The organism is Pseudomonas sp. F2, assembly GCF_057174385.1.
Genome location: NZ_CM169904.1, coordinates 430,695 through 450,751 on the forward strand (window position 1 = coordinate 430,695; position 20,057 = coordinate 450,751).

General features: G+C 61.0%; 19 protein-coding genes. 7 read left to right on the forward strand and 12 right to left on the reverse strand.

The features are described 5' to 3' along the window. The first annotated feature begins 43 nt into the window (after window positions 1-43). On the forward strand, window positions 44-1,993 hold the full coding sequence (locus AC193Q_RS01960; protein WP_483879079.1) for a hypothetical protein: 1,950 nt from the start codon (window positions 44-46) through the stop codon (window positions 1,991-1,993). A 39-nt stretch (window positions 1,994-2,032) separates the two neighbouring features. Here AC193Q_RS01960 and AC193Q_RS01965 read toward each other — a convergent pair whose 3' ends face one another. After that, window positions 2,033-2,782, reverse strand: coding sequence for a substrate-binding periplasmic protein (locus AC193Q_RS01965; protein WP_483879080.1), 750 nt, complete (start codon window positions 2,780-2,782; stop codon window positions 2,033-2,035). A gap of 143 nt (window positions 2,783-2,925) precedes the next feature. Between AC193Q_RS01965 and dnaX the strand changes: the two genes are divergently transcribed. The 5 genes from dnaX to AC193Q_RS01990 all read left to right on the forward strand — a co-directional run bounded on the left by dnaX (window position 2,926) and on the right by AC193Q_RS01990 (window position 8,778). Continuing rightward, window positions 2,926-5,010, forward strand: a complete 2,085-nt coding sequence (gene dnaX, locus AC193Q_RS01970; protein WP_483879081.1) for a DNA polymerase III subunit gamma/tau — start codon at window positions 2,926-2,928, stop codon at window positions 5,008-5,010. A 67-nt stretch (window positions 5,011-5,077) separates the two neighbouring features. Further along, the gene (locus AC193Q_RS01975; RefSeq protein WP_003223337.1) at window positions 5,078-5,416 is read left to right on the forward strand and encodes a YbaB/EbfC family nucleoid-associated protein; all 339 of its coding nucleotides are present in this window, start codon (window positions 5,078-5,080) and stop codon (window positions 5,414-5,416) included. Window positions 5,417-5,716: 300 nt separating this feature from the next. Next, the gene (locus AC193Q_RS01980) at window positions 5,717-6,751 is read left to right on the forward strand and encodes an NADP-dependent oxidoreductase (RefSeq protein WP_121184534.1); all 1,035 of its coding nucleotides are present in this window, start codon (window positions 5,717-5,719) and stop codon (window positions 6,749-6,751) included. 66 nt (window positions 6,752-6,817) lie between these two features. After that, the gene (gene recR / locus AC193Q_RS01985) at window positions 6,818-7,420 is read left to right on the forward strand and encodes a recombination mediator RecR (protein WP_121184536.1); all 603 of its coding nucleotides are present in this window, start codon (window positions 6,818-6,820) and stop codon (window positions 7,418-7,420) included. 209 nt (window positions 7,421-7,629) lie between these two features. Further along, window positions 7,630-8,778, forward strand: coding sequence for an acyl-CoA dehydrogenase family protein (locus AC193Q_RS01990; protein WP_121184538.1), 1,149 nt, complete (start codon window positions 7,630-7,632; stop codon window positions 8,776-8,778). A gap of 136 nt (window positions 8,779-8,914) precedes the next feature. Here the strand turns inward: AC193Q_RS01990 and AC193Q_RS01995 are convergent, their stop codons facing one another. From AC193Q_RS01995 to AC193Q_RS02045, 11 genes are all read right to left on the reverse strand, one after another. Beyond that, window positions 8,915-9,463 carry an adenine phosphoribosyltransferase gene (locus tag AC193Q_RS01995; protein WP_003223345.1) on the reverse strand — a complete coding sequence of 183 codons (549 nt, stop codon included), beginning with the start codon at window positions 9,461-9,463 and terminating at the stop codon, window positions 8,915-8,917. A 78-nt stretch (window positions 9,464-9,541) separates the two neighbouring features. Then, window positions 9,542-10,276 carry a fumarate/nitrate reduction transcriptional regulator Fnr gene (fnr, locus tag AC193Q_RS02000; RefSeq protein WP_483879082.1) on the reverse strand — a complete coding sequence of 245 codons (735 nt, stop codon included), beginning with the start codon at window positions 10,274-10,276 and terminating at the stop codon, window positions 9,542-9,544. Between the two features lie 159 nt (window positions 10,277-10,435). Continuing rightward, window positions 10,436-11,818 carry an oxygen-independent coproporphyrinogen III oxidase gene (gene hemN / locus AC193Q_RS02005; protein WP_047293078.1) on the reverse strand — a complete coding sequence of 461 codons (1,383 nt, stop codon included), beginning with the start codon at window positions 11,816-11,818 and terminating at the stop codon, window positions 10,436-10,438. A gap of 246 nt (window positions 11,819-12,064) precedes the next feature. Beyond that, window positions 12,065-12,748, reverse strand: coding sequence for a sulfite exporter TauE/SafE family protein (locus tag AC193Q_RS02010; protein ID WP_121184540.1), 684 nt, complete (start codon window positions 12,746-12,748; stop codon window positions 12,065-12,067). Continuing rightward, entirely contained in the window at window positions 12,741-12,953 is a 213-nt protein-coding gene (ccoS, locus tag AC193Q_RS02015) for a cbb3-type cytochrome oxidase assembly protein CcoS (RefSeq protein ID WP_025110359.1), read from the reverse strand. The genes AC193Q_RS02010 and ccoS overlap by 8 nt, the downstream gene beginning before the upstream one ends. A gap of 22 nt (window positions 12,954-12,975) precedes the next feature. After that, entirely contained in the window at window positions 12,976-15,426 is a 2,451-nt protein-coding gene (locus AC193Q_RS02020) for a heavy metal translocating P-type ATPase (protein WP_121184542.1), read from the reverse strand. A gap of 130 nt (window positions 15,427-15,556) precedes the next feature. Then, window positions 15,557-16,096, reverse strand: a complete 540-nt coding sequence (locus AC193Q_RS02025) for a FixH family protein (RefSeq protein ID WP_047293083.1) — start codon at window positions 16,094-16,096, stop codon at window positions 15,557-15,559. Window positions 16,097-16,107: 11 nt separating this feature from the next. Then, a complete protein-coding gene (gene ccoG / locus AC193Q_RS02030; RefSeq protein WP_047293085.1) occupies window positions 16,108-17,523 on the reverse strand; it encodes a cytochrome c oxidase accessory protein CcoG in 1,416 nt (471 codons plus the stop codon). Between the two features lie 222 nt (window positions 17,524-17,745). After that, window positions 17,746-18,156: a type II toxin-antitoxin system VapC family toxin gene (locus AC193Q_RS02035; RefSeq protein WP_047293087.1), complete on the reverse strand. Its 411-nt coding sequence runs from the start codon at window positions 18,154-18,156 to the stop codon at window positions 17,746-17,748. Then, entirely contained in the window at window positions 18,156-18,410 is a 255-nt protein-coding gene (locus AC193Q_RS02040; RefSeq protein ID WP_041067899.1) for a type II toxin-antitoxin system Phd/YefM family antitoxin, read from the reverse strand. The genes AC193Q_RS02035 and AC193Q_RS02040 overlap by 1 nt, the downstream gene beginning before the upstream one ends. Window positions 18,411-18,562: 152 nt before the next feature. Continuing rightward, a complete protein-coding gene (locus AC193Q_RS02045; RefSeq protein ID WP_080963258.1) occupies window positions 18,563-18,763 on the reverse strand; it encodes a hypothetical protein in 201 nt (66 codons plus the stop codon). 252 nt (window positions 18,764-19,015) lie between these two features. Here AC193Q_RS02045 and AC193Q_RS02050 point away from each other — a divergent pair, with 252 nt between their 5' ends. Further along, the gene (locus tag AC193Q_RS02050) at window positions 19,016-20,020 is read left to right on the forward strand and encodes a metallophosphoesterase family protein (RefSeq protein WP_315438231.1); all 1,005 of its coding nucleotides are present in this window, start codon (window positions 19,016-19,018) and stop codon (window positions 20,018-20,020) included. Window positions 20,021-20,057: the final 37 nt, after the last annotated feature.

A 20,057-nucleotide genomic window follows, 5' to 3' on the forward strand; every position in this document is an offset into this window, starting at 1 on the left:
TGCGCGCGTCGTTGACAAGTTCGCGCCCTGGCTACGAGGTTGTATGCACCCGGAACATCACGATTTATCCACCGCCGTTTACTTGCCCGTGACGGACGAGACCTGCGCGAGCCTGTTGCAGCCCGATGGCGCGAAAGTCCTCGACGCGCTGACCGATGCGCAGCTCGCCGCCGTGCTGGTCATCCAGAATCTGTCTCAGGCCGCCGAGAAGGATCTCACTGCCGCTGCGGCGGAGAAGGTGCTGGCGCGGCTGATTGCGTGGGCGGTCGATGGCCGGACAGGGTTGCTGTCCGAGGCGCAACGACTGTTCGATCCGCGTCAGCTGTATTTCGGCCTGAACGCCATCAGGGGATTGAATCTGCGTTTGCTGTTGGCTGACGAGGTGTCGGCGCAGGATTACCTGCTGCCGGATGGCAAGTGGGATGATGAGTTCAAAACGCGCCACCACGCGGCCAACAATCCGTTCAGCCAGCAGATGATCAGCCCGGCACACCGCGAGCGCTGGCTCAGCGCTGCGCAAGACAAACTGGTCAGAACCTTCCGCGCCAACCTCGATGAAGACCTGCACGTCCAAGGCTACGCCGGGATCGGCAAGAGTCATCTGATCGGCGCCTTGACCGAGTGTCTGGATCCCGCGAAAACCCTGCTGCTGGCACGCACGCCGGAAAAACTCGCGACGCTCCGCCAACGCATGGGCGTTACCGGTGACCGCAAACCCGGCATCACCTTTGAAGCGTTCGCACGCGGGCTGATTTATGGGCGCAAGCTGCCACCCGCAGGCGCCGCCGGCCGGGTCGCGAGCAAACAGAGTCTGGCGCAGGCGCTGAATATCCTGGGCTTTCGCGAGCACGACGCGCAACGCACCCTGAGCGTTTGTCTGGAAACCCTCGAGCGCTATTGCCACTCCCGGGACTACAGCCTGTCGGCGCATCATCTGCCGCATTTCAAACTGTCCTTGTCCAGCCTTGAGTCCAAGGTGTTGCTGGAGTATTCGAGCCGCGTCTGGACTTACCTCGAGGCCAACCCGGCATGGGGCCGGCAGAGCGGCTTCGAAGCCTTGTTGCTGATCAAGCGGGCAAGCCTCGCGGGCTGCGTGGTGCCGTCGCGGTATACCCACGTGCTGATCGACGAGAGCCAGGACATTCCTGCGTCGCTGCTGCAGATTATCGAGCGCGGCCGGCAGGTGCTGATCACGCTGGGCGATGAGTACCAGCACGCCGAGCGCGATCTGGTGAAAAGAAAACGTGAAGTGCGCCAGAGCGATATCACCTATTCGGTGCGTTCGGGGCGCAACGTCGAGCGTCTGGTCAATCCGCTGATTTCCCGGCACTCGGAAAAGAGCAAGATACCCTTCGAAGGCGCGCGTGAGGCGGACGTCGGCATCGAGTTTTATCCACAGGGCTTTGTCCCGCCGCAAGGTTGTGTGGTGCTGACGGCGTCACCGTGGGACACCATGAAGTGGGCGATGCAGCTGCACGATGCCAATTGCCCGTTCAGCTTTGCCGACATGAAAGCGCAGCGCGACTTCGAACACTTCATGACCAGTGCCGTCGAGTTGTTCAGGGTCGATTACTACAGTTCCACGCACAGCGAGAAGGGCGCGCATCGCTATTTCAGCGACGTGCCGAAGTGGCAGCAGGTGCGCGAGGCCAACCAGTACGACGAGGCGTTTCTGTGGGTCGAGGCCGAGCTGGAGAAGGGCTTCAAGGTCGCTGATCTGACCCGGCTCAACCGGATGATCGGCAGCCCCGGCAAAAGCTGCCTGCTGATGCCGGCGCAGGAGGCGGGCGGCATGGAGTTCGACCGCGTTCTGCTGACGCCCGAGCTGCTGACCAACGTGCAGTTCAAGGACGCCTACGCGTTCGATCAGCGGATCTGCGCGGTGTACATCGCCATCTCCCGCGCCCGCCAGCAGCTTTACCTGCCGTACGATGTGGTCGAGTGGATCGAGTTTCACGACTACCAGAAATTCCGTGAGTCGCACGGTTACTGAATAATCCTCTGTGGGAAATGTCTCGCCCCAAAAAAGGGGTTATGGGGTGGTTTCCGAGGATCCGGTATACAACCGGATGATGTCATCAATCTCCCCCGACATTTTCATCCGCAGCAACGTGCGCAGAATTCGCTGCACCGGCACCTGCGGATCATTCCTCACATAGCAGCCGACATGCTGCTCCTGCAGCACCGCCACCCCTCGCAGTTGCTGTTCGGGCAGCAGGCGCTGATTGAACCAGTCCAGTGTCCATTGATTGCTCACCGCATAGCGATAACGCCCTGCCAGGAGTTTTTCCAGCACTTGTTCCTGATTGCGCGCGTCGTCGCGTTGCAGGTGGTCGGCGTCGAACAGCGGTTGCAGAGTCGGGTAGGTGTAGCCGAGCACGGTGCCGATCGATTGCCGGGGCAGGCGGGCGGGCTCGACGTGGAGCGGCTGATCGTCGCGACTGATCAGCAGATCGCGCTGGAACAGCAGCGGAAGGCTCCAGATGTAGTCTCCGGACTGATTCGGCAACCATGATTGTGCGGCATAGCAGCGCACGTCGACTTCACCGTGTTCCATGGCGTTCTGCACCCGGGCGCGCGGCAGCACATGGAATTCGGCCGGCACGCCGACCTGCGTTGCCAGGCTGAGCATGATGTCGTGGAGAATGCCCTGGGTGGGGCGGCCGTGCTCGATTTGCACCATGGGCATCGCCCAGCTGTCGGCCACGACGAAGCGCAGCGGCGGTTCGGCGGCGTTCACGCTCAGACTGATCCCCAACAAAGCTCCCAAGGCCCAACGCATAAATGCTCCGATGAGTCCCGACCACGAGCGAAATTTCCTCGCCAACAGCAGCTTAGCCAGATTAGACGAGCACACCGGATGCAATTTTGCCCTTGCTCCGCTAGCATTAGCCGCTTCAGCTTCCTTCGTTGCGACGGTTTTCGATGAGTTATCAGGTTCTTGCACGTAAATGGCGTCCGCGCTCGTTCCGCGAAATGGTCGGCCAGACCCATGTGCTCAAGGCTCTGATCAATGCCTTGGACAGCCAGCGGCTGCACCACGCGTACCTGTTCACCGGTACCCGCGGGGTCGGCAAGACCACCATTGCGCGGATCATTGCCAAATGCCTGAACTGTGAGACAGGTATCACTTCCAGCCCCTGCGGCGAGTGTTCGGTGTGCCGCGAGATCGATGAAGGGCGCTTCGTCGACCTGATCGAGATCGACGCCGCGAGCCGGACCAAGGTCGAGGACACCCGCGAGCTGCTCGACAACGTGCAGTACGCGCCGAGCCGCGGGCGCTTCAAGGTCTACCTGATCGACGAAGTGCACATGCTCTCCAGCCATTCCTTCAATGCGCTGCTGAAAACCCTCGAAGAGCCGCCGCCGTACGTCAAGTTCATCCTCGCGACCACCGACCCGCAGAAACTTCCGGCAACGATTTTGTCGCGCTGCCTGCAGTTCTCCTTGAAGAACATGACGCCCGAGCGCGTGGTCGAGCATCTGACCCACGTGCTCGGCGCCGAAAACGTGCCGTTCGAAGACGACGCGCTGTGGCTGCTGGGCCGCGCCGCCGATGGTTCGATGCGTGACGCGATGAGCCTGACCGACCAGGCCATCGCCTTCGGTGAAGGCAAGGTATTGGCCGCCGATGTGCGGGCCATGCTCGGCACGCTGGATCACGGCCAGGTCTTCGACGTGCTGCATGCACTGATCGAAGGCGACGCCAAGGCGTCGCTCGAAGCCGTGCGCCACCTGGCCGAGCAGGGCCCGGACTGGAATGGTGTGCTCTCGGAAATGCTCAACGTGCTGCACCGTGTCGCCATTGCCCAGGCCTTGCCTGAAGGTGTCGACAACGGCCATGGCGACCGTGACCGCGTATTGGCTTTGGCGCAGGCGCTGCCGGCCGAAGACGTGCAGTTCTATTACCAGATGGGCCTGATCGGCCGCCGCGACTTGCCGCTGGCGCCGGACCCGCGTGGCGGTTTCGAGATGGTGCTGCTGCGGATGCTGGCCTTCCGGCCCGCAGACACCGCGGACGCCCCGAGGCAACCGCTAAAGCCAGTGGGGATCAGCCAGGCCACAGTTGATTCCGCAAACTCCGTGGCTGCCGCGCCCAAGCCTGCGCCGGTGGTCGCTGCGGTTGTTGCGCCAACGCCAGCGGCGGTTGCTGCGCCGGCTCCGGAGGCAGCGCCTGTGGTGACCGCCGCGCCGGCACCTGCGCCGGAAGCAGAGCCAGAGCCAGTCGCCGAAGCAGTGGTCGACCTGCCGTGGAACGATCCGGTCGAACCTGAGCCGGAACCCGCGCCTGTGCAGCAGCCGGCCGTCGAGCCGGTGCTGGAAACCGCCAGCGAGCAGCCCGAATTGCCGCCGATGCCGCTGCCGACCCCGGACAGCGTGGTGCCGGACGCGCCCGAGTGGGCCGCTGCGCCGATTCCCGAACCGTCGGTCGCCGACGTTGATGCCGCCACGCCGGGCATGGACCTCGACGATGAGCCGCCGCTGGACGAAGACTACATCGAACCGGACATGGATTCGGCCTACAGCTACCTCGACGACCTCGCCAGCGAGCACACCGCCGAGCCAGCCCCGGAACCCGAGCCGGAGCCTGCCGCCGCGCCGGCCACCGGTCTGGCGTTGCAATGGCTGGAGCTGTTCCCGCAACTGCCGATCTCCGGCATGACCGGCAGCATCGCCGCCAACTGCACGCTGATCGCGGTCGATGGCGACCATTGGCTGATGCACCTGGACCCGGCGCACAGCGCACTGTTCAACGCCACGCAACAGCGGCGTCTGAACGACGCGTTGAACCAGTTCCACGGTCGCACGCTGAGCCTGACCATCGAGCTGATCAAGCCCGAGCAGGAAACCCCGGCGCAAGCTGCTTCGCGGCGTCGGGCCAACCGTCAGCGCGAGGCGGAGGAATCGATCCACGGCGATCCGTTCATCCAGCAGATGGTCCAACAGTTCGGTGCGGTGGTGCGACACGATACTATTGAACCTGTCGATGCCTTGGTCGCCCAAGGCTAATAACTGAGGGCGTTCGGCGTTAAGCGCCGGGCGCTGTTTTGATCCAAGTACTTTTGAGGTGATTCCCATGATGAAAGGTGGCATGGCCGGCCTGATGAAGCAGGCGCAGCAGATGCAGGAAAAAATGGCCAAGATGCAGGAAGAACTGGCCAACGCCGAAGTCACTGGCAAGGCCGGTGGCGATATGGTCACCGTGGTCATGACCGGTCGTCACGACGTGAAAAGCGTCAGCATCGACCCAAGCCTGGTTGAAGGCCTGAGCGAAGACGACAAGGAAATGCTCGAAGCCGTGGTCGCCGCCGCCGTCAACGACGCCGTGCGCAAGATCGAAGCCAACAGCCAGGAAAAAATGGGCAGCATGACCGCCGGCATGAACCTGCCAGCGGGGATGAAACTGCCATTCTGATTCGCCAACGCGGGTTGGATGAGCTACACAAAATGCCAGGCATCGCGCCTGGCATTTTTTTTTCCGTCTCTGGGGCGTTCGGTGTTCGTTTGTGGCGAGGGAGCGTGCTCCCGCTCGGCGACGAAGTCGTCGTAAACCCTGAAAACCCGGTATACCTGAAAGGAAGCAGGGGGAGCGCTTCGCACTCCAGCGGGAGCAAGCTCCCTCGCCACAGGCGTCTAGTAGAAACATCGAACGCTGTGATGCCACCAAGGTCTGCTCCCTATACCCCCGAATTCATCATTCACAGGAGACGCTGACATGTCCGACCCTCTGACCCTCAATCAACGCTTCGTCCTCGCCTCGCGCCCGGTCGGCGCGCCGACTCCGGAAAACTTCCGTCTGGAGCGCGAAGCGTTGCCGGATCTCGAAGATGGCCAGGTGCTGCTCAAGACCCTGTACCTGTCGCTGGACCCTTACATGCGCGGACGCATGAGTGACGCACCGTCCTACGCCGCGCCGGTACAAATCGGCGAAGTGATGACCGGTGGTGCTGTCAGCCGAGTCGAGGATTCGCGTCATCCGAAATTCCACCAAGGCGATCTGGTGGTCGGCCTCACCGGCTGGCAGAGCCACAGCATCAGCGATGGCCGCAACATCATGCCGATCCCGTCCGGCCTGCCGAGTCCGTCGATGGCGCTTGGCGTGTTGGGCATGCCGGGTATGACTGCGTACATGGGGCTGATCGACATCGGTCAGCCGAAAGAAGGTGAAACGCTTGTCGTCGCAGCTGCGTCCGGCGCCGTCGGCTCGGTGGTGGGTCAAGTGGCAAAGATCAAAGGCCTGCGCGCCGTGGGTGTGGCCGGTGGTGCCGACAAATGCCAATACGTGGTCGAGGAGCTGGGTTTCGATGCCTGCATCGATCACAAGGCGCCGGACTTTGCCGAGCAACTGGCCAAAGCCTGCCCGAACGGCATCGATATCTATTATGAAAACGTGGGCGGGCATGTGTTCGATGCGGTGGTGCCGCTGCTCAATCCCAAGGCGCGCATTCCGCTGTGCGGGCTGATTGCCGGTTACAACGCCACTGAAGCGCCGCAAGGTCCGGATCGCCTGCCGATGCTGCAGCGTACGTTGCTGACCAAGCGTGTGCGGATTCAGGGCTTCATCGTGTTTGATGACTACGGCGACCGTCAGCCGGAGTTCATCAGCCACATGGTGCCGTGGGTGCGCGACGGCAAGGTGAAATTCCGCGAAGACGTGGTGGAAGGTCTGGAGCAGGCGCCCGAGGCGTTTATCGGTCTGCTGGAGGGGCGCAACTTCGGCAAACTGGTGGTGAAGGTCGCCCAGGACTGAGCATTTGACGCTGGCCGGAGGCGCGGGTATAAACCGCGTCTCGTTGTTTTGTCGGACTTTTTACCCATGAGCTTCAGCCCTTTGATTCGCCAACTGATCGACGCCCTGCGCACCTTGCCCGGCGTGGGTCAGAAAACCGCCCAGCGCATGGCGTTGCAGTTGCTCGAACGTGACCGCAGCGGCGGCACGCGCCTGGCCCAGGCTTTGAGCCAGGCCATGGAAGGGGTGGGTCACTGCCGTCAGTGCCGCACGCTGACCGAAGACGATCTGTGCCCGCAATGCGCCGACACGCGCCGCGACGACACGCTGCTGTGCGTGGTGGAAGGGCCGATGGACGTGTATGCGGTGGAGCAGACCGGTTTCCGTGGACGCTACTTCGTGCTCAAGGGCCACCTGTCGCCGCTCGACGGTCTGGGGCCGGAAGCCATCGGTATTCCGCAGTTGATGACGCGCATCGAAGAGGCTGGCACCTTTACCGAAGTCATCCTCGCCACCAACCCGACGGTGGAGGGGGAGGCGACCGCGCATTACATCGCTCAACTGCTCAGCAACAAAGGCCTGATCGCCTCGCGGATTGCCCACGGTGTGCCGCTGGGTGGTGAGCTGGAGCTGGTGGATGGTGGGACGCTGGCGCATTCGTTTGCCGGGCGTAAACCGATTTCCCTCTGACAGGTGTATCGCCTGATCTGGCCCCATCGCTGGCAAGCCAGCTCCCACAGTGATTTCGGTCGTTCACAAATGTTGTGCACACTAAAGAAATCTGTGGGAGCTGGCTTGCCAGCGATGGGCGCACCTCGATTTGGCTGATTCACACAATTGTGTTGAAAACCAAGCAAGCGCTCGGTTAACGTCGGCCAAACCTTCGATGGAGTTCGCCGATGCCTGCCGTCCAGGAATACTTCGACCCCAGCCACCAAATGGTTCGCGACAGCGTCAGACGTTTCGTCGAGCGCGAGATCCTGCCGGACATCGACGCGTGGGAAGAAGCCGAAGGCTTTCCCCGTGAGCTGTACCTGAAGGCCGGGGCGGCGGGGATTCTTGGCATCGGTTATCCCGAAGCGCTGGGTGGCAGCCACGAAGGTGATCTGTTCGCCAAGGTTGCCGCCAGCGAAGAACTGATGCGCTGCGGTTCCGGTGGTCTGGTCGCCGGTCTCGGTTCGCTGGATATCGGCCTGCCACCGATCGTCAAATGGGCCCGGCCCGAGGTGCGCGAGCGTGTCGTGCCGCAGGTGCTCAGCGGCGAGAAAATCAGTGCGTTGGCGATTACCGAACCCGGCGGGGGTTCCGACGTCGCCAACCTGCAAACCCGCGCCGTGCGTGACGGCGACGTCTACCGGGTCAGCGGCAGCAAGACCTTCATTACCAGTGGCGTACGCGCCGATTTCTACACCGTCGCCGTGCGCACCGGAGCGCCGGGTTTTGGCGGCGTCAGCCTGCTGTTGATCGAGAAGGGCACCCCCGGCTTCTCCGTCGGCCGCCAGTTGAAAAAAATGGGCTGGTGGGCCTCGGACACCGCTGAGCTGTTTTTCGACGATTGCCGGGTGCCTGTGGGCAATCTGATCGGCGCCGAGAACATGGGTTTTGCCTGCATCATGGGCAATTTCCAGAGCGAACGGCTGGCGCTGGCGTTGATGGCCAACATGACCTCGCAGCTCGCCCTCGAAGAAGCGCTGAAATGGGCGCGCGAGCGTGAAGCATTCGGCAAGCCGATCGGCAAGTTTCAGGTGATCAAACATCGGTTGGCCGAAATGGCCACGGCGCTGGAAGTATCGCGCGAGTTCACTTATCGGCAAGCGGCGAAAATGGCGGCGGGGCAGAGCGTGATCAAGGAAATTTCCATGGCCAAGAACGTCGCCACGGACACCTCGGACCGGATCACCCGCGAAGCGGTGCAGATCCTCGGTGGCCTGGGTTACATGCGCGAGAGCCTGGTGGAGCGGCTGTATCGGGATAACCGCATTCTGTCGATCGGCGGCGGGACGCGGGAAGTGATGAACGAAATCATCAGCAAGCAGATGGGGCTTTGATTCATTGGTGATGCAACTGACGTCATCGCTGGCAAGCCAGCTCCCACAGGTTTTTTGGGGGGTACACAATATTTGTGAACGACCGAAATCACTGTGAGAGCTGGCTTGCCAGCGATGGCGCCAGTGAATGCGACGCTTACTTATCGGTCAGGGCAAACTGCGTCAGACAGAAAGTAGGGATGCCCATGTCTTCCAGACGCTGCGAACCGCCAAGCTCGGGCAGATCGATAATCGCCGCCGCCTCATGCACCCGCGCGCCCATGCGGCGGATCAGGTTGGCCGCTGCGATCAGCGTGCCACCGGTGGCAATCAGGTCATCGAACATCACCACCGAATCACCTTCGCACAGGCTGTCGGCGTGGACTTCGAGGAACGCTTCGCCGTATTCGGTCGCGTAACCTTCGGCCAACACGTCCGCCGGCAGTTTGCCCTGCTTGCGGAACAGCACCAGCGGCTTGTTCAACTGGTAGGCCAGCACCGAACCGATCAGGAAGCCGCGCGCATCCATCGCGCCGATGTGGGTGAAGTCGGCTTCCACATAGCGGTGGGCGAAGCTGTCCATCACCAGGCGCAGGGCCTTGGGCGACTGGAACAGCGGGGTGATGTCGCGAAAGATCACGCCCGGTTTCGGGAAGTCGATCACGGGGCGGATCAGGGATTTGATGTCGAAGGAGTCGAAGACCATCGTCGAGGTGTCCTGGCAGGGCTGCAAACGGCGCAGTATACCCGCGGCTGAAACGCTTCGCTCAACCGCGGATCGAGATCAGCCTTCCAGCGAGCCGCCGGCCAGGGCGCAGAGCTGGATCGGGTCGAGGATGTGGATCTCCTTGCCCTCGGCGGCGATCAGTTCGTTCTGCTGGAAGCGCGTGAACACCCGCGACACGGTTTCCACCGCCAGGCCCAGGTAATTGCCGATTTCGTTGCGCGACATGCTCAGGCGGAACTGGTTGGCCGAGAACCCGCGAGCGCGGAAGCGGGCCGACAGGTTGACCAGGAACGTGGCGATGCGCTCGTCGGCGGTTTTCTTCGACAGCAACAGCATCATTTGCTGATCGTCACGGATCTCGCGGCTCATCACCCGCATCAGTTGCCGGCGCAGCTGCGGCAGTTGCAGGGCCAGTTCGTCGAGGCGTTCGAAAGGGATTTCACAGACCGAGGTAGTTTCCAGCGCTTGGGCCGACACTGGATGTTTCTCGGTGTCCATGCCGGACAGGCCGACCAGTTCGCTCGGCAGGTGGAAACCGGTGAGCTGTTCTTCGCCGGTGTCGCTCAGGCTGAAGGTCTTCAGGGCGCCGGAGCGTACTGCATAAACGCAATCGAAGGTGTCACCCTGGCGGAACAGGAACTCACCCTTTTTCAGCGGGCGACCACGTTTAACGATTTCGTCCAGCGCATCCATGTCTTCCAGATTCAGAGAAAGTGGCAGGCAGAGAGGGGCCAGGCTGCAATCCTTGCAATGGGCCTGGTTGTGAGCGCGCAGTTTGACTGGCTCGGACATTTCTTAAATCCTTGTGGGAAAACACACATAAGCCGTAAGGGTAACCTACGGGAGGACATTCAGGCCAGTCTGGGGCGAGATTGCCCTGCGGGCATAAGGCCGCAGGGCAAACAAAGACACGGGGCATTCGCGATACATCGGTTTCATGAGCAGGGCGTTTCAGATCACCCGCGAGAAACGCTGACGGTTCTGTTGTTCCAGGTACGCGTCGAACACCATGCACACCGAGCGCACCAGCAGGCGTCCGGCCGGCAACACTTCGATGCGCTCGCGCTCCAGCTTGATCAGCCCGTCGTTGGCCATGCCCTGCAGTTGCGGCCACAGTGCGCCAAAATAGCCCTGAAAGTCGATGTTGAACGCTTGCTCGATTTCGGCGAATTCCAGGCTGAAATTGCAGATCAGTTGCTGGATCACCGCGCGGCGCAGGCGATCGTCGGCATTGCACACCAGGCCCCGGCTGGTCGCCAGTTGCGCGGCGGCGAGGGTGTTCTGGTACTGGTTCAGATCGCTGTTGTTCTGGCAGTAAAGATCGCCGATCTGACTGATCGCCGACACCCCCAGACCAATCAGGTCGCAATGGCCGTGAGTGGTGTAGCCCTGGAAATTGCGCTGCAGGGTCTGTTCTTCCTGGGCAATCGCCAACTCATCGTCGGGCAGGGCAAAGTGATCCATGCCGATGTAGCGATAACCGGCGGCGGTCAGTTGTTCGATGGTGCGCTGGAGCATTTGCAGTTTTTGCGCAGGGCTTGGCAGCTCCTGGCTGTTGATCCGCCGCTGTGGCATGAAGCGCTCCGGCAGGTGCGCATAGTTGAATACCGAGAGCCGGTCCGGTTGCAGGCTGATGACTTCCTCGACGGTTCGCGCGAAATTTTCCGGAGTCTGCTTCGGCAGGCCGTAGATCAGGTCGATGTTGATCGAGCGAAACTGCAGGGTGCGCGCCGCGTCGATCACTGCGCGTGTTTCTTCCAGGCTCTGCAGGCGATTGACCGCCCGTTGCACCGCCGGGTCGAGATCTTGCAGGCCGATGCTGACCCGGTTGAAGCCGAGTTCGCGCAACAGGCCCATGGTCGACCAGTCGGCCTCGCGCGGATCGATCTCGATGCCGTAGTCGCCGGAGTCATCATCCAGCAGATTGAAGTGTTTGCGCAGGTGCGCCATCAACTGCCGCAGCTCGTCATGGCTGAGGAAGGTCGGGGTGCCGCCGCCGAAGTGCAACTGCTCGACTTTCTGCGCCGGTTCCAGGTGACAGGCAATCAACTGGATTTCCTGTTCCAGGCGTTGCAGATACGGCTGTGCCCGCCCGCGATCCTTGGTGATGACTTTGTTGCAGGCGCAGTAGTAGCAAATATTTGCGCAGAACGGCACGTGCACGTACAGCGACAAGGGGCGCAGCGCCTTGCGACTTTCGCGCAGGGCGTGAAACAGGTCGAAGGTGCCGACCTGACTGTTGAATTGCACGGCCGTCGGGTACGAGGTGTAACGCGGCCCCGCCAGGTCGTAGCGGCGGATCAGATCAGTGTCCCAACGAATGGCGTCGAGCATGCGGGCATTCCCCCGGATAGGCTGGCAGTGTGGCGAGTCTATCGGGGTGCGGCGACGGGGCTGTTGATTTGCATCAACGGCGGATTGGTAGTGACTGCTTTGTGGTGAGGGGATTTATCCCCGATCGACTGCGAAGCAGTCGTAAACCTGTTTGCAATGTATGAATGGAAGAATGCAGGGGCGCCTCGCACCCCATCGGGGATAAATCCCCTCACCACAATGGATCTTCTCAGGGCTTTGATCGGATCAGTGACCCATCAGCCAATGTTGGTGGGGGCCAGGAAGGGTCCAGATCCCGAACACAATCACCAGCAAGCCCCCGGCCACGCGCACGCTGCGTTTGCGCAGCAACGCCGTCACCCGCTCGGCAGCCAGCCCTGTCGCGAGCAGCACCGGCCACGTGCCCAGCCCGAACGCCAGCATCAACAACGCACTGTCCAGCGCATTGCCCTGGCTCGCCGACCACAGCAGCGTGCTGTAAACCAGTCCACACGGTAGCCAGCCCCACAGTGCGCCGAGCAGCAGGGCGCGGGGCAAACTCGACACCGGCAGCAAGCGGTTGGCCACCGGCTGAATGTAACGCCACAAGCCACGGCCAAGGCTTTCGATACGGGTCAGGCCGCTCCACCAGCCGGCCAGATACAGGCCCATGGCAATCAACAGCAACCCGGCGAGAATACGCATGAACATCGCCGCCGGACTGTTCGCCACCGCCCAGCCAGCCAGCCCGATCAGCAGCCCGGCCGTCGCGTAACTGAGGATCCGTCCGAGGTTGTACGCCAGCAGCAGACGAAAGCGTCGGCTGCGCTGTTCCTTGGGAATCGCCAGGGTCAGCGCGCCCATCAGGCCGCCGCACATGCCCAGGCAATGCCCGCCACCGAGCAGGCCGAGGATCAGCGCAGACACCAGGAGAGGCGCAAGCTCAAGCATGGGGTGGCGCCTTGTCCTGCGGTTTGTCGGATTTGGCTTCGTCGACGGCGGCGGTGTGGTTCGGGTCCTGATCATCGAACAGGATGCTGTGGGCCGGGCCATCAAGGTCGTCGTACTGGCCGCTGTCCACCGCCCAGAAGAAGATGTACACAGCGATGGCCACGATCAGCAGGGCGGCGGGGATCATCACGTAAAGAGCTGGCATCGGTACTCCAGGCCCGCACGGCTCAAGCCGGCAGCGGGCGGGTTTCTGAACGGGTGCCGACAACCGGCGCGCTCGGCAGGCGAGTCAGGCGCAGGGCGTTGAGCACCACGGTCAACGAACTGATCGACATGCCGACGGCGGCCCACACCGGGGTGATCCAGCCGAGGGCGGCGAACGGCAACATGAGGCCATTGTACAGCGCCGCCCACAGCAGGTTCTCGATGATTACCCGACGGGTTCTGCGCGCTAACGTGAAGGCGTGCACCAGCGCGTCGAGGCGGTTGGACAGCAGCACCGCGTCGGCACTGGTTTTCGCCAGATCGGTGGCCGAACCCATGGCCACGCTGATGTCGGCAGCGGCCAGCACCGGCACGTCGTTGACCCCGTCACCGAGCATCAACACCTTGCGTCCTTCCTGATGAAGTTGTTGCAGCACGCGCAGTTTGTCATCCGGACGCAGACCGCCACGGGCGTCGTCGATACCCAGTTCGGCGGCGACGCTGGCGACCATCGGCGAGCTGTCGCCGGACAGCAGCAATGTGCGCCAGCCACGCGCCTTGCAGGCGGCGAGCAGGGCGGGCGCATCGTCGCGCAGGCGATCGTCGAGGACGAACCACGCCAGCGCTGCCGAGTCATCACCGAGCAGCAGCCACTGACCCGGCTCATCCGGCATCGCCGGCAGTGGCGAACCGCTGAGGGCGCAGACAAACTCCGCCTGACCAATGCGCAAGCGCTGTGTACCTACCCGTCCTTCGAGACCGAGTCCCGGCGTGCTGTGCACATCTTCAGCGGCCAGTGGCGCACGACCGAAGGCGCGGGCAATCGGGTGTTCCGAACGGTTTTCCAGGGCGGCGGCAAGGCTCAGGCACTGGTCGCTGCTGAGTGTGCCCAGCGGGCGAATCGAGCGCAGGACCAGGCGGCCTTCGGTGAGTGTGCCGGTCTTGTCGAAGATCACCGTGTCGATCTGGTTCAGGCCTTCCAGCACATGCCCGCGCGTCAGCAACAGGCCGAGTTTGTGCAGGGTGCCGGTGGCGGCGGTCAACGCCGTCGGGGTTGCCAGCGACAGCGCGCAAGGGCAGGTCGCGACCAGCATCGCCAGGACGATCCAGAACGCCCGCGACGCATCCAGTTCCCACCACAACAGGCCGATGGCCGCCGCCGCAATCAGCGACAACAGCAGGAACCACTGCGCCGCGCGGTCGGCGATTTCCGCCAGGCGCGGTTTCTCGGCCTGGGCGCGATCAAGCAGGCGGACGATGGCCGACAGGCGCGTGTCCTGACCCAGCGCCAATACCTCGACGGTGAGCGCGCCTTCGACATTCAGCGTGCCCGCGGTGACCGCATCGCCCAGCGTGCGCGGTTGCGGCAGGTATTCGCCGGTCAGCAGCGATTCGTCGATGCTTGACTGGCCATCGAGAATCCTGCCATCCGCCGGCAGGATCGAACCTGGTTGCACCAGCACCCGGTCACCCAGGCGCAGTTCGCTGAGCAGGATGCGTTCGCTCTGGCCGTCGGTGTCGAGACGCAGGCACGAGGCCGGCAGCAGGTTTACAAGCTGCGCGGTGGCAGCGGCGGTGCGCTCGCGGGCACGGCGTTCCAGATATCGCCCGGCGAGCAGGAACAGCGCAAACATCCCGACCGCATCGAAATACAGTTCGCCGACCCCGGTGATCGAGGTCCAGATCCCGGCGATGTAGGCGCTGCCGATGGCCAGCGACACCGAGACGTCCATGGTCAGGTGGCGGGTGCGCAGATCGCGCATCGCGCCCTTGAAGAACGGCGCGCAGCTATAGAACACGATCGGTGTTGTGAGAAATAGCGCGACCCAGCGCAGGATCGTGTGCAATTCGGGGCTGAGATCGATGTTGAATTCCGGCCAGGTGGCCATGGTCGCCATCATTGCCTGAAACCACAGCAATCCGGCGACGCCAAGCTGGCGCAGGGCCAGGCGATTTTCGCTGGCCAGTTGTTCGCTGGCGCGGTCGGCCTGATACGGGTGGGCGACGTAACCGATGTGGCGCAGCTCGGTGAGGATCTGGCTCAGCGGCAATTGCGCGTCGGCCCATTGCACATGCAGGCGATGGTTGGACAGATTCAGTCGTGCCTCAGCCACTGCCGGCAAGGTGCGCAGGTGTTTCTCGATCAGCCAGCCGCAGGCGGCGCAACTGATGCCTTCCATCAATAGCGTGGTTTCGGCGAGTTCGCCTGCGTGACGGACGAAGGGTTTTTGCACGTCGGCGCGGTCGTACAGCGCCAGTTCATCGGTCAATTGCACCGGCAAGGCTTCGGGGTTGGCCGAGGCTTCGCTGCGATGCTGGTAGTAACTTTCCAGACCGCCGGCGACGATGGCTTCGGCCACGGCCTGACAGCCGGGACAGCAGAACTCGCGGGACTCCCCGAGCACGACGGCGGTGAAGCGACTGCCCGACGGAACGGGCAGGGCGCAGTGGTAGCAGGGGAGTGGGGTGGTCATCGAATATTCGCTAATACTGCTGAATCAACACCATCCTTGTAGGAGCTGCCGCAGGCTGCGATCTTTTGATTTTGTTTTTCAAAGCAAGATCAAAAGATCGCAGCCTGCGGCAGCTCCTACAGGGTTCGGTTTACTTCTTCTGGTCTTCAGCGCCCTGCAACGGTTCGTCACCGAGCAGCAGATCCTTGTCATGGCTGACCTGTTCTTCTTCGAACATGCGCCACACGTGGTCGTCCTGAGTACCCAGCAATTCGACAAAACGCCGACCTTGGACCTTGTCGCCCAACTGGCCGATGTAACGGCCGGCTTCGGTTTCACTGCGGGTCAGGACAATCTTGCGATCCTTCTCCGGCTGGGTCGGCGAGATCAGGTTCAGTTCCAGGGTTTTCGGCTGGCTGGCACCGCTCAGGCGCAGGTCGACTTCGCCGGTGAGTTCATCCAGATGGACGTTGGCGCGCATCTTCAACTCCTGCGCCAACAGTTCGCGATCCAGCGAGCGGTTGATGCCTTTGCCGGCCTCGTAGTAGTTGTCGTTGACCAGATTGTCCGGGTTGTTCACCGCAATGGTCACCATTGACAGGGTCAACGTCACCGAGCAGGCCAGGATCCCGATGATGATCCATGGCCAGAGGTGCTTGTACCAAGGGCTTGCGGCGTTTGCGGCGGGCATGTTCAGTTCTCTCAACGGGTTTGTGGGCCGATGAATCGGCTCTTGGCTTCAACGTGGACGCTGTCGTCGTCGGCGTCCTTGAGGATGAATTTCACCTCGTTGGTGCTCGACGGCAATTGTTCCGGTGCGCTCGACAACTCCACCGGCATGCTGAAGATTTCGCCGGCCGGGACCGTGATCTCGCGTTTGCCTTGCAGGCGCAGATCCGGCAGGCCGGCGGCCTCCAGCACGTAGGTGTGGTCGCGCTGATCCTTGTTCATGATCTTCAGGCTGTAGACGTTTTCGATCCGGCCTTCGGCGTTCTCGCGGTACAGCACGCGGTCCTTGCTGACGTCGAAGCCGACCAGCGAGCGCATGAAGAATGCGGTCACCAGCAGGCTGATCATCGCCAGCAGCACCACCGCATAGCCGATCAGGCGCGGCCGCAGTTTATGGGTTTTCTGGCCCGAGAGGTTGTGTTCGGTGGTGTAGCTGATGAGGCCGCGCGGGTAGTCCATCTTGTCCATGATCGCGTCGCAAGCATCGATGCACGCGGCGCAACCGATGCACTCGATCTGCAGTCCGTCGCGGATGTCGATACCGGTCGGGCACACCTGGACGCACATGGTGCAGTCAATGCAATCGCCCAGGCCCATGGCTTTGTAATCGACACCTTTCTTGCGCGGGCCACGGCTTTCGCCGCGACGCGGGTCGTAGGACACGATCAGGGTGTCCTTGTCGAACATCACGCTCTGGAAGCGTGCATACGGACACATGTAGATGCACACCTGTTCGCGCAGCCAGCCAGCGTTGCCGTAGGTGGCGAGGGTGAAGAAGCCGACCCAGAAATACGACCAGCCATCGGCCTGGCCAGTGAAGAAATCGAATACCAGTTCGCGGATCGGCGAGAAGTAGCCGACGAAGGTCATGCCTGTGACGAAACCGATCAGTAGCCACAGCGAATGTTTGGCGAGCTTGCGCAGAAACTTGTTGCCGCTCATTGGCGCTTTATCGAGCTTGATACGCTGGTTGCGATCGCCTTCGGTGACCTTCTCGCACCACATGAAAATCCACGTCCACACGCTTTGCGGACAGGTGTAGCCACACCAGACGCGGCCGGCGTAAACGGTGATGAAGAACAGGCCGAACGCGGCAATGATCAGCAGGCCGGACAGCAGGATGAAGTCCTGCGGCCAGAACGTGGCGCCGAAGATGAAGAACTTGCGCTCCGGCAAGTTCCACCACACCGCCTGATGCCCGCCCCAGTTCAGCCACACCGTACCGAAATACAACAGGAACAGCGCAGCGCCGCCCATCATCCGCAGATTGCGGAACAGGCCAGTGAAAGCACGGGTGTAGATTTTTTCTCGAGAGGCGTAAAGGTCGACGCTGTTGTTCGCGTTTTTGCTCGGTGGTGTGACGTCGTGTACCGGAATCTGGTTGCTCATCATTGCATCCCACGGCAGTGGACAAATGCCTCGGTCGATACGTGCCGACCGCGGTCAGAAAGGGGTGTTGCAGTGGCGCAATGATACGCCTGTCGCTCTAACTCAAGGGTGCGACCTTTGGTCGCGTTGGGAAAAAAGCATTATTGGTGTAGCGAATGCAGAAAAGCCTGATGCAGATCAATTGACTTGTTGAGTATGGACGGTTTTGCAGTGGCAGCTAATTCATTGTTCCCACGGATTGATCACGGCGACGCCGCTCGAGCGGAAATCATCGACATTACGCGTGACCACCGTGAGTCCATGCACCAGGGCCGTGGCAGCGATCAATGCATCGCTTTCATTGGTCTGGTCGGGCACATGCAGGCTGGCACAACGTAGCGCTACTGCAGCATCAACCGGCAGGATTCGAGCTTCGAATGCCGGCATGACGTGACGCGTCAGCCAACTGCGCAACAGCTTTCCTTGAGCAGGATCACGCCGTTCCGTTCGCAGGACTCCGGTTTCCAGTTCTTTCAGAGTAATGGCGGAAATGTACACACACGGGGCGATGACGCCTTTGGCCCAACTGACCACATTGGCATCGGCTTGCGGCTTGCGAAGTTCGGAAATCACATGGGTGTCGAGTAAATACATCAGGACAGGTCCACGGGACGATGAATGATGACTGCGCGCTCGGTTTCGAAATCGATGTCGGCAGCCTCCGGCATGACCAACCAATCGACAATGCTTGTGTTTGCGCCGCTCAGTTTCTGATATTCCTCAATGCTCAAAAGAACATGAGAAGCCTTACCACGGTCTGTGATGATCACTGGACCCAGACGCGCAGCCTTTTTGGCGCTGCTGGTGTCCTGATTGAATTCACGGCTGGAGATGGTGGTGATTGCCATCATGGTTGACCTCTCGCTACTCCGCCTTTAGGGCGGCAATCGAGGAAGACAGGACTCAGCCGTCCGTTGGTCGGTCCATGGCTGGCATTAGTCGAGCCAGCCCCGCACAAGGCGCAGGCCGGCTCAGGTTGATTCACACGTGGCTTCAAGACTCAGGGCAGCCTGCCGCCGCCCAGGCTGTCGAGACTGCCGGTATTTCGATGGCGTTTTGTGGTGCTCTTGGAATCGGGTTGTGACGGATTGTCGAATGTCACGGTAATGGTTTCTACAGTTGTTTCCAATGATTCAATTGGTTGATCAGATTCAGTCAGCGGCTGATCAACCGGAAGACAATGTTTGTCGTTATTCAACATAGCGGCTTCATCCTTGAAGTGGCTCCGGTGCGGGTCACCGGGCTGTGGCAGACCCTACAGAGCATGCTGAAACGCGTCCACCGCACATGTGTCTCAAAGTATTAATTTCAACGGCTATGCCAATAACGTAGAAATATAATTAGTTAATTGAGGGCTTTTAATTTTTTATTATTTTCGAATAGCTTGGTGGCTGTTCTGCAGCGTGCGAGTTGCATGTTCGTGTTTTGAAAGTTAACGCAATAATGGAATGTTATGAAAATCAAGGAAGTTAAAAAGCTGTTCGCTTGTCTGTACCTGTTATCGCTGACCTCTCTCGCCAGTGCCAATGAGGGTGTTCCGCAGCACATGGTATTTGCCTCGGACCCGCAATACCCGTGGACGGAAAAATCGGACAGTGGTGAAGATGAGCCGAGCGCGGATTTTGAAAAACGCTCGAAATGGCTGGTGGAGAATCAGTTCGCGAGTATTGCGCAGTTTCGCAACGAGATGGGCGGCCAGGCCACCGTACCGTTGATGATCAACGGCGACATCACTGCGTTCGGCCATGGCTGGCAGCGCTCCTTCATGAGGACGATGCTGAGCAAATACTTTGGCGATCACTTTCTCTATGGGTTGGGCAATCATGATTACCAGAACAACGTGAATGATTGTTTTAGTGAGAGTTGTGCGGCGGGCAGCATTGTCGATTATCGCGATCATCACGTGGATAAAGTCGATGAGTTTGATCTTGAAGTGAGCGGCAGCTTTTTGAATAAGCACTATCTCGGCAGTCTGGCGTATTCAAAGAATATCGGTGAAGTCCACCTGGTGCAATTGAACAATGAACCGACTTACCAGGTGAAGATTTCCCATGCGCTGAATCCAACTTCGTTCGACATCAAAGAGTCGCTGGACTGGCTGGAAAATGATTTGCGAATAGCGCGAGCGCAAGGCTACGCGATCATTATCAACATGCACAAACCCTATGACTGGGCAGGCAGTTGGGAGCAACAGAAGCGCTTTCGCGACATGATTGAAAAGTATCAGGTGACGGCGATGTTTGCTGGCCATTATCACGGCGAGGGTGGCAGCCAGACCTACATGGGCAGTGTGCCGATGTTTCTCAGCGGTGCCGCTTCTCAACAGACGTACCTGACGGCGAGCTTTTCCAAAGACCGCAAACAACTGGAGGTGAGTCTGGTCGAGGGTAATCAGTGGCGCAATCGTCAGCCGGTGGCCACAGTGCCGGTGAAATCGATCTGGGCCAGTCGCCCATGAAAAAGCCCCCGCCAGAGCACTGGCGGGGGCTTTATTT